The organism is Lelliottia sp. RD5 (assembly GCF_056032945.1).
The window spans coordinates 68764-81792 of the sequence record NZ_JBVYHQ010000006.1 but is presented as its reverse complement, the minus strand read 5'-3'; the positions used below and the strand labels follow the sequence as shown (position 1 = coordinate 81792).

The window sequence follows — 13029 nt, the reverse complement described above, 5'->3', positions numbered from 1 at the left end:
TGGAACACTGGTTCTCACTCTTTTCTTAAAGATGCTCATATGACGGCGAATGTCCCCTCTCGTTCTTACTGGCTGCAACGCTGGATCGCCTTATTGCTCACCGGCATTTTAGCCGGGCTGGGTGGCATGCTGCTCGCCCTGCTTCTGCACGAGATCCAGCATCTCGTTTACGGCTACAGCCAGAAAGCGCTCATCAGCCCGCAATCTTTTTTAGAAGGCGTGACGGATGCCAGCGCGCAGCGGAGATTTCTCGCCCTGCTGGCTGCGGGCCTCATTGCGGGCTGCGGCTGGTGGCTCCTTGCGCGCTACGGTAAAAAACGCGTCAGTATTAGCGCCGCCGTCAACCAGCCCGATAAACCGATGCCTGGCATCACCACGCTTATTCACGCTCTGCTGCAAATTATCACCGTTGCGATGGGCTCACCGCTGGGCCGCGAAGTTGCACCGCGTGAAGTGGGCGCGTTATTTGCCGGAGGAGTTGCCCGGCGTTTGCACCTGACGCCAGCAGATATCCAACTGATGATTGCCTGCGGTGCAGGCGCGGGGCTGGCGGCGGTGTACAACGTTCCGCTGGCTGGCGCGATTTTCACCCTCGAAGTGCTTTTAATCAGCTTTAGCTGGGAAGCGGCTATTGCCGCTCTGGTGACGTCAGCCCTTGCGGCGTGGGTCGCCACGCTGGGGCTGGGCGATGAACACCAATATCGCTTTACGACCGAAATGGCTGCCAGCTCGCTGGTCTTCTGGGCCGCACTTTCCGGTCCACTGTTTGGGGTTGCCGCCTTTTGGTTTCGCCGCATCACCCAGCGCGCGCGCAGCAAAGTGCGCAGTAACTGGCAAATGCCGGTGTTCAGCCTGGTGGCATTCGCGGCACTCGGCGCGTTATCCATGTGGTTTCCCCAGTTGCCCGGCAACGGCAAAGGCCCGATTCAGCTCACGCTTGCAGGCGACGTCACGCTGAAACTTGCGGCCGCGATTCTGTGTCTCAAAATCTTCGTGATCTGGGCCGTTTTACGCGGCGGTGCGGAAGGGGGATTATTGACGCCCGGCCTCGCCGTTGGCGCACTGCTGGGTTCGCTGCTCTTTATCCTGCTTGGCCGCTTCTTTCCTGGGAGCGATATGGCCAGTTTTGCGCTGACGGGCGCGGCAGGTTTTTTATCGGCATCCATGCAAATGCCCGTTACCGCTATCGCACTCATGATGGAATTCACCCGAATGGACCATAGCTTTCTGGTCCCTGTGACCCTGAGTGCAGCCGGTGCGTACATGACGTTTCGAAAACTCGAAGGTTAATTTTTGTGCGAAACTGCAACCGTAGCTAAACGGCATCTGTGATTCCTGTATTTTCAATTGATAAGCATTATCATCCGGAATATTGTCACCGGCAGCATCCCCGGATATTGGATATCAGGCAGCCTTTGTACAGGAACGTTTTGGGATAAAATACGGTTCTGATGTGTTGCATAAGGTAAGCCAATGAGTTCCATTTTAGCCACCCGGGCTAATCCTGACGGGGCCGCTGTCGCGTCGCATTACAAGAAGATCATCTTGCGGCGCTTTATCCTCGGCGGTGTTCTCCTGCTGCTGATCCTGCTCTCGCTGCTGCTTGATTTTACCCTCGGCCCGTCCGGAATTTCCGTCGCCACGCTTTGGCACACGCTGTTTGATGCCGCCTCCGCTGACGCGGGCACCCGCGTGATCGTCTGGGATTTACGGCTGCCTTTCGCGCTCATGGCGGTGGTCGTCGGTCTGGCGTTGGGTTTAGCCGGTGCCGAGATGCAAACCATCCTGAATAACCCCCTCGCCAGCCCATTTACGCTGGGCGTTTCGTCTGCCGCCTCGTTTGGTGCCGCACTGGCGATCATCCTTGGCGTAGGGATTCCTGGCATTCCCGATCAGTGGTTTATCTCCGTTAACGCTTTTGTTTTTGCACTGATGGCCTGCTTTATTCTCGACGGTATCAGCCGCTGGACGCGCGTTGCCACGTCCGGCGTGGTGCTGTTTGGGATTGCGCTGGTGTTCACGTTCAATGCACTGATTTCGATTCTGCAGTTTGTCGCCAGCGAAGATACCTTACAGGGGCTAGTGTTCTGGACGATGGGCAGCCTGGCACGCGCATCGTGGGACAAACTGGCGATTCTGGTCGTGGTGCTGCTGATTGTCGTCCCGCTCTCGCTCAAAAACGCGTGGAAGCTCACCGCCCTGCGTCTGGGTGAAGATCGCGCCGTCAGCTTTGGCATCAACGTGCGCAAACTACGGCTCACCACCCTGCTGCGCATCAGCATCATTTCGGCTCTGACGGTGGCATTTGTCGGCCCGGTCGGCTTTATCGGTCTTGTCGCCCCGCATATTTCCCGCATGATGTTTGGTGAAGATCACCGCTTTTACCTGCCGGGCAGTATGCTGATCGGCGCGCTGGTGCTTTCCCTGGCCTCCGTGCTGTCTAAAAATATCGTGCCTGGCGTCATCATTCCCGTCGGGATTGTCACGTCACTGGTCGGCGTGCCTTTCTTCCTGAGCATTATTATTCGCCACCGGGGAACGCTCTGATGGACGGTTTACTCGTTACCGATCTGCACACCGGTTATCGCAAAAAGAAAATCATCGACGGGCTTACCACCCCGCTGCTGCCGCGCGGCAAAATCACCGCCCTGCTAGGGCCCAACGGTTCGGGGAAATCAACCCTGCTGCGCGCGCTGGCTGATCTCAATCCGGCACAAGGCAAAATCGCCCTCAACGGTGAGGATCTGATGACCCTGCCACCCGCAAAGCGTGCGCAAAAAGTGGTGTATTTGCCGCAGTCGCTTCCGGCAGGAGTGCATTTGCACGCCCTGGAATCGGTGATCGTTGCGCGTCGCGCCAGCGGCGGCGACACCCACGGCAATGCCGAACAAGAAGCTTATGACATTTTGCATAAACTCGGCGTCTCGCATCTGGCGATGAGCTATCTCGACCAGCTCTCCGGCGGCCAAAAACAGCTGATCGGTTTGGCACAATCGCTGATCCGCCAGCCTGATTTACTCCTGCTGGATGAACCTCTTAGCGCGCTCGACCTCAACTATCAGTTTCACGTTATGGATATCGTTGCCCGTGAAACACGACAGCGCAATATCGTCACCGTCGTGGTGATTCACGACATCAACATTGCGCTGCGCCACGCGCAATATGCGGTGATGTTAAAAAACGGCGCGCTGATTGCCAGCGGTATTCCGGGAGAGGTCGTCACCCCCGCGAATCTGGCGACGGTTTACGGCGTGCAGGGGCGCGTGGAAACGTGTTCGCAAGGGCTACCGCATGTGGTGGTCGATGGGTTAACAACATAAAAATAAAGGAATGACGGGGCAATAATGACAATCAAGAAGGCATTACTCGGCGCAGCGCTGCTGCTCTCGCCGCTGCTGGCGATGGCGCAAGACTGGCCGGTGACGGTGAACGATATTGATAACCGCACGGTGACGATCCCGCAGGCGCCGCAGCGCATCATTTTGCAGGATGGCCGCGATATCCTGACGCTGGCGATGCTTGAGCGCGACAATCCGTTTGCCAACGTCGTGGCGTGGAATAATCTGCCGAAAAAACAGGACACTGAAACCTGGAACGTGCTGAAGCGCAAATGGCCGGAAGCAGAAAAAATCCTCGATATGAAATTCTCCGATCAGGGGAATGTGGATCTTGAAACGGTGATCTCTCGCCAGCCGGACCTGATGATTGCCCAGCTCCGCGCCAAACCGTCGCTGGTGCAGAGCGGCGTATTAGCGAAGCTTGAGGCGCTACACGTCCCCGTGGTCTTTGTGGATTACGAATTGCACCCGGTTGAAAACACCGTTCCGAGCATTGCCCTGCTGGGTAAAGTGTTGGGGCAACGCGAGCGTGCGCAGGCGTATATTGATTTCTATCAGCAGCGTCTCGACAAGATTCACCAGCGCCTGGCTAAAGTTGCGAAAAAACCGCTGGTGTTCATCGAGCCGATCGCAGGCGTTGCCGGGCTGGATAACGGCTGCTGCTTTACCCATGCGCGCAACGGCTGGGGCGGTTTGGTTGAAGCGGCTGGCGGTGTGAATATCGGTTCACAGCTGCTGCCGGGCGCGAGCGGAAATGTCTCGGTTGAAAAGATTATCTCTCTGAACCCCGATTATTACCTGATGACCGGCTCAAAACGCCCGGCCAAAGGCACGGCGATTATTCCGTTTGGCTACAACGTGGCGGAAAGCGATGTTGCTGCGGCCTTTAACGCGCTAGTGTCACGCCAGGGAGTGAGCAGCATTCCGGCCGTGGCGCAAGGGCATACCGGCGCGCTGTATCATCACTTCTATAACAATCCGTACAACATTATTGCCATTGAAGCGTTGAGCAAAATTTTCTACCCAACGCGCTTCAATGACGTCGATCCGCTGGCGGATTATCACGAACTGATTAAAAACTTCACGCAAATCCCGGATGACAACATCATCCTGAGTTTTACCCCTCACTAACTGGCGTATGCGCCATCAGCTGATGGCGCTCACCGCGCAACCAAATCCCTAACGCCAGCCCCATCAGTGACAGTGCCAGCACATACCAGGCCGGAGCCATCGGCGACACGCCCATCAGCAGCGTGACGGCAATCGGCGTCAGACCGCCAAAGATGGCGTAGGAGACGTTGTACGAAAACGAAATGCCGGTGAATCGCACTTCTGCCGGGAACGCGCGTACCATCACGTACGGCACAGCGCCCACGACGCCCACGCAAAGCCCCACCACGCCATAGAGCAGGAAAAGCTGTTCCGGATGGCTCCCAGCAAGGTGATAGAACGCCCAGCTAGATCCCGCCAGTAACAGGCTGCCGACGATAAACGTCAGGCTCGCGCCAAAGCGATCCGCCGCCACACCGGCAATCAAACAGCCAAAGCACAGCATGATGGTCGCGATACTGTTCGCCTGCAGCGTGACTGCGGGGGCAAAGCCGTACTGTTTTTGCAGCCAGACGGGCGACATAAGAATCACCACCACAATCCCGGCGGACAGCAGCCAGGTCAGCAGCATGGAAATCACCACGGCTTTCTTGTGATGCGCCACAACAGATTTCACCGGCAGTTCTTGCGCCAGGGCTTTACGCTGCTGCATTTCAAGGAAGATAGGGGTTTCCTGCAACCAGCGGCGGAGATACATCGCCACCAGACCAAACGCACCACCGAGCAGGAACGGGATACGCCAGCCCCACTCATGCACCGCTTGCGTCGTCATACTGGTGTTAATGAGCGTCGCGACGACGGAGCCGAGCAAAATCCCGACGGTCAGACCCGCGGTTAATGTTCCGCACGCGATCCCGATGCGACGCGCAGGCACATGTTCAGCCACGAAAACCCATGCGCCTGGGACTTCTCCGCCGATCGCCGCGCCCTGCAAAATACGCATCAGCAGCAGCAAAACAGGGGCAAGAATCCCCATCGTGGCGTACGGCGGCAGCAGACCAATGGCCAGCGTTGGCACGGCCATCAGCAGGATGCTGAGAGTAAACATTTTTTTACGCCCGACCAGATCGCCAAAGTGGGCCATGATGATGCCGCCGAGCGGACGCGCCAGATAACCTGCCGCAAAAATGCCGAAGGTCTGAACCTGGCGCAGCCATTCCGGGATATCCGCCGGGAAGAACAGTTCCCCCACAACGGCAGCAAAAAAGACAAAAATGATGAAATCGTAGAACTCCAGCGCGCCGCCAAGGGCAGCCAGCGTAAGCGTTTTGTAGTCCTGACGATTCAGAGGCCGGGTGTAATGTGACATAGCAAACCTTTCCAGCGTTGTTGATTTAATTTTACAGTGATCGTAAAGAAAAAATTACTATACCGTAAATCTATCAACACGCTATTCCAGCTGTAGCTTATGTCACAGATGGGCTAATTTCAGGAGATTGTTTCGCGCCTTGCGCTTTTAGGCCGAAATGCTGCTACCACTTGCGGATCGGTTTCGACGTAGGGTCCATCAAGCAGCTGTATACAATACGGTACACTGGCGAATATCCCCGCGACGACCACTTTGCCATCTTCCGCTTTCACGCCTTCCAGCGTCTCTTTGATCGACTTCGGCTGGCCAGGCAGATTCAGAATCAACGCCTGTTTACGAATCACGCCAACCTGACGGGACAGGATCGCCGTCGGGACAAAGTGCAGGCTGATCTGGCGCATCTGTTCGCCAAACCCTGGCATCTCGCGATCGGCAATCGCCAGCGTTGCATCTGGGGTGACATCCCGGCGCGCCGGGCCCGTTCCGCCCGTGGTCAGCACCAGGTGGCAGCTCATCTCATCCACCAGCTCGCAAAGCGTCTGCTCAATGATCGCCTGCTCATCCGGGATTAAACGCGTCTGGATTTCAAAAGGCGTCGTGAGCGCTGTCGCCAGCCAGGCTTCCAGAGCCGGAATGCCTTTATCTTCGTAAATACCGCTGGAAGCGCGGTCAGAAATCGACACTAAGCCGATGCGTAATGTATTCATATCCATTTCCATTCAAACAATACTGATTAACGGGAATGATACACGCAGAGGGGGAATTCAGACAGGGTATGAAAGAAGTCGCGTGACCGGAGGCCCGGTCACGCAGAATGATTACAGCAGATCGCCGATCATTTTTTCCAGTTTTTCCTGGTCAACAGCAAACTTACGGATACCGTCCGCCAGTTTGTCTACAGCCATTGGATCCTGGTTGTGCTGCCACAGGAACTCGGATTCAGTGATGCGTTCTGGACGCGCTTTCACTTCACCGGTGTAAGACAGTTTACGCTCCAGCGCGCCTTCGCTCTCTGCCAGCTCTTTCAGCAGTGCAGGGGCAATGGTCAGGCGGTCACAGCCAGCCAGCTCGATGATTTCACCCACGTTACGGAAGCTTGCGCCCATAACGACGGTTTCATAGCCGTGCTGTTTGTAGTACTGGTAGATTTCGCTCACGGAAATCACGCCTGGATCTTCCGCTGGTGCGAACTCTTTCTTGTCGGTGTTGGCTTTGTACCAGTCCATGATACGGCCCACGAACGGAGAAATCAGGTACACGCCGGCTTCAGCACAAGCACGCGCCTGAGCGAAGGAGAACAGCAGCGTCAGGTTACAGTTGATGCCTTCTTTTTCCAGCTGTTCTGCAGCGCGAATGCCCTGCCAGGTGGATGCCAGTTTGATCAGAATGCGATCGTTGCTGATGCCAGCATCGTTATACAGTTTGATCAGGTGTTTGGCTTTGGCGATTGACGCGTCGGTGTCGTAGGACAGACGTGCGTCAACTTCGGTAGAAATACGGCCCGGAACCAGTTTCAGGATCTCCAGACCGATGTTTACAGCCAGTTTGTCAGTCGCGTCCACAACCTGCTGCGCACGATCGTTGCTCTGGCCTTTCGCCCAGGTGACAGCTTCGTCGATCAGTTTGCGGTACTCAGGAATCTGTGCGGCGTTAAGAATCAGAGAAGGGTTGGTTGTGGCATCCTGCGGCTGGTACAACTTCATTGCCGCGATATCTCCGGTGTCAGCTACGACAGTGGTGAACTGACGAAGGGAGGTCAATTTATCCGTCATGATAGTCTTTCTCTTTTTACGTGCCCTGGATAATTCACGCCACCGACAGCATGCCAGCAACGGAAAAATGACAGGTTTACTTGTTAGGGGGATGTAACCGGTCTGCCCTGATGATAACACGACGGAATAGCAGCGCAACCGCAGACAGTGCGCTAACGGATAGTATGATAAACTCCGAATATTAACAGCCTGCTAATTAACAACAGGCTCTCGATTTGTACTTACTCAAAATAATTCGTGTTGCAGGAAGGCGGCAAGCGAGCGTATCCCCTGGAGCTTACATTGAGTAAGTGACTGGGGTGAACGAGCGCAGCCAACGCACCTGCGGCTCGAAGTATGACGGGTAAGCAGTGGCATCAACAAGAGGGACGTTAATGCCTGATTTCTTTTCCTTTATCAATGAGGTCCTGTGGGGCTCAGTGATGATCTATTTGCTGCTGGGAGCCGGAATATGGTTCACGGTACGCAGCGGTTTTATTCAATTTCGCTATATTCGCCAGTTTGGCAAAAGTCTGAAAAACAGCGTCACCCCGCAACCCGATGGATTAACCTCTTTTCAGGCGCTCTGCACCAGCCTCGCCGCCCGCGTTGGCAGCGGTAATCTGGCGGGTGTCGCGTTAGCCATTGGCGCAGGCGGCCCGGGTGCCGTGTTCTGGATGTGGGTCACGGCGCTTATCGGAATGGCGACGTCGTTTGCCGAATGCTCGCTGGCGCAGCTCTACAAAGAGCGGGATCGGCACGGTCAGTTTCGCGGTGGCCCGGCCTGGTATATGTCGCGCGGCCTGGGTATGCGCTGGATGGGCGTGCTGTTTTCTGTTTTGCTACTCATCGCTTATGGTCTTATTTTCAACACGGTACAAGCCAACTCGGTGGCGCACGCTCTGCGCTACGCGTTTGATTTCCCGGAATGGATAACCGGCGCGATGCTGGCTGCCGCGACCCTGCTGGTCATCGTGACAGGCATCAAAGGCATTGCGCGCCTGATGCAGTGGCTGGTGCCGGTGATTGCGCTGTTGTGGGTCAGCACCAGTCTGGTCGTTACCGCCATGCATCTTGACCAGCTTCCGGATGTGATCGCCACCATTTTCAAAGCCGCTTTCGGCTGGCGAGAAGCCGCAGCCGGTGCGCTGGGATATACCCTGAGCCAGGCGCTGACGGCGGGTTTTCAGCGCGGCATGTTCTCTAACGAAGCCGGTATGGGTTCCACACCGAATGCCGCTGCCGCAGCGGCCTCATGGCCCCCGCACCCTGCCGCACAAGGTATCGTGCAGATGATTGGCGTATTCGTCGACACCATCATTATCTGCTCCGCCAGCGCCATGATTGTGCTGCTCGCGGGCCCTGTAACGCATACCCGCAGTCCAGAAGGTATTCAGATTGTTCAGCAGGCGCTGGTGAATCTTGCCGGTGGCTGGGGCGCAGGCTTTGTGTCGCTTATCGTGATCCTGTTTTCGTTCAGCTCAATTGTCGCCAATTATATTTATGCTGAAACTAACCTGATTTTTCTGCGTTTTGATTCGCGCAAAGCGTTATGGCTGCTGCGGGTTGGGATCGCGGGAATGGTGCTGGTCGGGTCGATGCTGAGCCTACCGCTGGTCTGGCAACTGGCGGACGTGATTATGGCGCTGATGGCGATCACTAACCTGACGGCCATTTTGCTGCTGTCTCCGGTTGTCGCGCTTATCGCCAGCGACTATTTACGCCAGCGTAAGCTGGGGCTAAAACCGGTGTTTGACGCGGCTCGTTACCCCGACATCAAGTCACAAATTGCGCCGGGCACCTGGGATGATTTGCCACGGCAATAGCAGCCATCGATCAACTGAAGCGGATTTTTTGCTAAAGTCGCACTAAATTTCCTGCAAGGACTGGTTATGCTGATTCTGATTTCACCTGCAAAAACGCTCGATTACCAGAGCCCGCTCGCCACCGAGCGCTATACCCAGCCCGAACTGCTGGAGCATTCACAACAGCTGATTCGCGAGGCGCGCAAACTCTCCGCCCCGCAAATCGGCAAGTTGATGAGCATCAGCGACAAACTCGCCGATCTCAATGCCACCCGTTTCCACGACTGGCAGCCGGATTTCACGCCGAAAAATGCCCGTCAGGCGATCCTCGCGTTCAAAGGTGACGTGTACACCGGCTTGCAGGCCGAAGAATTCAGCGAGGCCGATTTTGATTTCGCCCAGCAGCATCTGCGCATGTTATCGGGTCTGTACGGCGTGCTGCGCCCGCTGGATTTGATGCAGCCGTACCGTCTTGAGATGGGCATCCGCCTGGAAAATGCCAAAGGCAAAGATCTGTACCATTTCTGGGGCGATATCATCACAGAGAAGCTTAACGACGCGCTGAAAGCCCAGGGTGACAATATCGTCATCAACCTGGCATCCGATGAATATTACCGGTCCGTGAAGCCGAAAAAGCTGAATGCGGAGATTATTAAGCCCGTCTTCCTCGACGAGAAAAATGGCAAATTCAAAGTCATCAGCTTCTACGCCAAAAAAGCACGCGGGCTGATGAGCCGTTACATCATTGAAAATCGTCTGACAAAACCTGAGCAACTCGCCGCATTTAACAGTGAAGGCTATTTCTTTGACGGCGAAGCGTCCGAGAAAGGTGAGCTGGTGTTTAAGCGCCACGAGCAGTAATTCAGTCCCTCACCCTAACCCTCTCCCCACAGGGAGAGGGGCTTTTTGCCACGATGCAATACTGAGAAACAATTCAGCGCCCGTTTTCCCTCACGCCCCTTTTAGGGAGAGAGGAAGCAGAACAATCAGCGATGCTTCCAGTCCGGACCGTGTCCACGATCGTCATGATGTTTATCACGGCGATTATCATGACGATCGCGGTGACCGTCATGCGGATGCCAGCGGTTATCTCGCCACTCGTAATGCGATTTCCACCAGTCATTGTCGCGCCAGCGGCCGCCATCCCAGTGGTGACCCCGATCGTCTCGATCGCCAATCTGTAATTTTACGGCGGGTACTAGCGTGATGTCGGCTGCCTGCACAACCGTGGGAGCCACCAGCATCAGTGAAAGTGCAAGCAAAGCAGGTTTCAGTTTAGACATCGGGTACTCCTTCTCATTCTTGCCCAACGCGGGCCGATGAAAGGAGATTACGCGAGGAGTATGCGGGTTGTTATCCTCTGCAATCCTATTCTCTACGTGGGCGCATTTATTGGGAATTCCTGCTTTTTCCCCACACGATCTCTCCTTATTTTCTCCGTATTTGGACATAAAAAAGGCCGGATATCCTCCGGCCTGAATCATCGCGTGATAAAACTATCCGCGCGTCATCATCAGCTTACGCAACGCGGCAAAATCCGCAGGCAAAGAGTGAGACAGCAACGGCAGATCGGCACGGTCCGCCAGCTCTTTTGGCAGCGGCAGCGATTCACCCAGAATCTCATCGACGCTCTCTTTAAATTTCGCCGGATGCGCAGTGCCGAGGAACAGGCCGTATTCACCTGGATTGAGCTGGTCACGCAGCGCGCGGTACGCAATCGCCGCATGCGGCTCAGAGATGTACCCCACCGCTTTCAGCTCGCGCATCGTCGCTTTGGTGGTTTCGTCGGTAACGGCGGCATAACCCAGATCGCTCAGACGCCAGATTTTGCGGCGGAACAGCTCTTCTACACGCGGCCAGTTGTTCGGCTGTGACACATCCATCGCGTTAGAGAGGGTCGCTTTGGTCGCGTTTGGCGTCCATTTGCCGTCTTTCAGGAAACGGGGAACCGTATCATTGGCGTTGGTGGCGGCGATAAAACGCTTGACTGGCAAACCGAGGGATTTCGCCAGCAGACCTGCAGTCAGGTCGCCAAAGTTACCGCTTGGGACGGAGATCACCAGCTGATTACGCGCTTCCTGCGGGAGTTGCGCGACCGCTTCGAAGTAGTAGCAAATCTGCGCCAGCAGGCGGCTGATGTTAATGGAGTTGGCGGAGTTTAAGCCCAGCGCCACTTTCAGCTCTTCGTCATCAAACGCCTGTTTCACCAGCGCCTGACAAGCATCAAAATCACCGTCGATAGCGACGGTTTCAATGTTGCCGCCCAGCGTACAGAACAGTTTTTCCTGCAGCGGGCTGATTTTGCCCTGCGGATAGAGGATCACCACGCGCACGTTTTTCAGACCGTAAAACGCGTGAGCCACAGCCGCGCCAGTGTCACCGGACGTCGCAGTCAGGATAGTTACCGGTTTATCGCCGCTGATGTGCGTCAGCATTTGCGCCATAAAGCGGCCGCCAAAGTCTTTAAACGCTAGCGTTGGGCCGTGGAACAGCTCCAGACAGCCGATATCCGGCTCAACCGATTTTACCGGAGCCGGGAACGCAAACGCCGCGCGAACACGCTCTTCCAGCTCAGCTTGCGGAATTTCATCGCCAATAAATGCGGAGACGATTTTGGCGCTGCGGCTGACAAAATCCTGCTTCAGCATTTCATCGATTTCAGTCAGGCTAAATTCCGGCAAGTCGTGCGGGAAGAACAGCCCCTGATTTTTGCCCAGGCCCTGAGTCACAGCCTGCGCGAAGCTGACCTGTTCGTTATGATCTTTCAGATTGTAGAGTTTCATCAATTATCCCAGTACTCGTGCGCCTGCCGTGTCCAGCCGGCAAATATGAACAAAGCCTTCCTGATTTTGCAGGTAGTTTTTCGCCAGCCAGTCCGCCACGCGCTGCGCGGTATCAGGCTTATCGCATAATGCGAACAGCGTCGGGCCGGAGCCTGAAATGCCGCACGCCTGCGCGCCAATATCCAGCGATGCCTGACGCGCTTCAGTGAAGCCCGGCAAAAGTTTGGTGCGGTACGGCTCAGCGATGACGTCTTTCATCAGTTTCGCCGCCAGCGCAGGCTGACGGGTATAACAGGCGTGAATGAAGCCTGCCAGATGACGACCGTGCGCGATGCAATCCTGACGGCGGTACTGCGCGGGTAAAATCGCACGCGCTTCGGCGGTCGACACTTTAATGCCCGGGTATGCCAGCACCCACAGCCACTCGTCAAAACCAGGCACCTGTTGGCTGATAATGCCGTTCTCTTCGATCATCAGCTGCATACCGCCGAGGAAGCACGGTGCGACATTATCGTAATGAATGCTGCCGGAGATACGCCCTTCCAGCTCGCCCATCAGCGCCAGCAGGCGGTTGTTATTCAACGGTTTGCCGCAATATTCGTTCATCGCCACCAGTGCAGCAACGACTGAACAGGCGCTGGAACCGAGACCGGAACCAATCGGCATGCTTTTTTCAAGCGTCATCGCGACGGGCACGTTCTTGCCAATTTCCTGACAAAAACGCTCCCAGCACTGATAAACAATATTTTCGCGCGGTTCGGGCGGCAGCTTGCTGGCGAAACGGCCCACATTCGTGAGGCTAAAACTGTCGGCGGCGTCAACCGTTACCGTATCGCCCAGCGGCGACCCGTCGACCGGCGCAACCGCCGCACCCAGCACATCAAATCCGACGCTCATATTGGCGCTGGAAGCCGGGGCATAAACTTTGACCAT

Annotated in this window: 12 protein-coding genes; 6 read left to right on the top strand and 6 right to left on the bottom strand. The window is 55.8% G+C overall.

The annotated features are described in order from the left end of the window. Positions 1 to 39 precede the first annotated feature (39 nt). The 4 genes from AC0LWE_RS17565 (at position 40) to AC0LWE_RS17550 (ending at position 4469) form a co-directional block, all read left to right on the top strand. The gene (locus tag AC0LWE_RS17565; RefSeq protein WP_202668159.1) at positions 40 to 1290 is read left to right on the top strand and encodes a chloride channel protein; all 1251 of its coding nucleotides are present in this window, start codon (positions 40 to 42) and stop codon (positions 1288 to 1290) included. A 183-nt stretch (positions 1291 to 1473) separates the two neighbouring features. After that, a complete protein-coding gene (locus AC0LWE_RS17560) occupies positions 1474 to 2547 on the top strand; it encodes a FecCD family ABC transporter permease (protein WP_131487368.1) in 1074 nt (357 codons plus the stop codon). After that, on the top strand, positions 2544 to 3320 hold the full coding sequence (locus tag AC0LWE_RS17555; RefSeq protein WP_394373371.1) for an ABC transporter ATP-binding protein: 777 nt from the start codon (positions 2544 to 2546) through the stop codon (positions 3318 to 3320). Before AC0LWE_RS17560 ends, AC0LWE_RS17555 begins: the two co-directional genes overlap by 4 nt. Positions 3321 to 3344: 24 nt before the next feature. Continuing rightward, the gene (locus tag AC0LWE_RS17550; protein ID WP_202694417.1) at positions 3345 to 4469 is read left to right on the top strand and encodes an ABC transporter substrate-binding protein; all 1125 of its coding nucleotides are present in this window, start codon (positions 3345 to 3347) and stop codon (positions 4467 to 4469) included. On the opposite strand, the gene AC0LWE_RS17545 is transcribed toward AC0LWE_RS17550, so the two are convergent. The 3 genes from AC0LWE_RS17545 to tal all read right to left on the bottom strand — a co-directional run bounded on the left by AC0LWE_RS17545 (position 4456) and on the right by tal (position 7529). Continuing rightward, positions 4456 to 5757, bottom strand: a complete 1302-nt coding sequence (locus AC0LWE_RS17545; protein ID WP_202668155.1) for an MFS transporter — start codon at positions 5755 to 5757, stop codon at positions 4456 to 4458. The genes AC0LWE_RS17550 and AC0LWE_RS17545 overlap by 14 nt on opposite strands. A gap of 119 nt (positions 5758 to 5876) precedes the next feature. Then, positions 5877 to 6464, bottom strand: a complete 588-nt coding sequence (gene mog / locus AC0LWE_RS17540) for a molybdopterin adenylyltransferase (RefSeq protein WP_059180174.1) — start codon at positions 6462 to 6464, stop codon at positions 5877 to 5879. 111 nt (positions 6465 to 6575) lie between these two features. Beyond that, the gene (tal, locus tag AC0LWE_RS17535) at positions 6576 to 7529 is read right to left on the bottom strand and encodes a transaldolase (RefSeq protein WP_059180175.1); all 954 of its coding nucleotides are present in this window, start codon (positions 7527 to 7529) and stop codon (positions 6576 to 6578) included. 374 nt (positions 7530 to 7903) lie between these two features. Here tal and AC0LWE_RS17530 point away from each other — a divergent pair, with 374 nt between their 5' ends. Next, positions 7904 to 9334 (top strand): alanine/glycine:cation symporter family protein, encoded by a 1431-nt coding sequence (locus AC0LWE_RS17530; RefSeq protein WP_202665570.1) that lies wholly within the window; start codon positions 7904 to 7906, stop codon positions 9332 to 9334. Positions 9335 to 9400: 66 nt separating this feature from the next. Next, the gene (yaaA, locus tag AC0LWE_RS17525) at positions 9401 to 10174 is read left to right on the top strand and encodes a peroxide stress protein YaaA (protein WP_202668154.1); all 774 of its coding nucleotides are present in this window, start codon (positions 9401 to 9403) and stop codon (positions 10172 to 10174) included. Positions 10175 to 10299: 125 nt separating this feature from the next. On the opposite strand, the gene AC0LWE_RS17520 is transcribed toward yaaA, so the two are convergent. The 3 genes from AC0LWE_RS17520 to thrB form a co-directional block, all read right to left on the bottom strand. Next, positions 10300 to 10596, bottom strand: coding sequence for a DUF2502 domain-containing protein (locus AC0LWE_RS17520; protein ID WP_059180178.1), 297 nt, complete (start codon positions 10594 to 10596; stop codon positions 10300 to 10302). Positions 10597 to 10809: 213 nt separating this feature from the next. Next, on the bottom strand, positions 10810 to 12096 hold the full coding sequence (gene thrC / locus AC0LWE_RS17515) for a threonine synthase (protein WP_059180179.1): 1287 nt from the start codon (positions 12094 to 12096) through the stop codon (positions 10810 to 10812). A gap of 3 nt (positions 12097 to 12099) precedes the next feature. Then, a complete protein-coding gene (gene thrB, locus AC0LWE_RS17510) occupies positions 12100 to 13029 on the bottom strand; it encodes a homoserine kinase (protein WP_059180180.1) in 930 nt (309 codons plus the stop codon).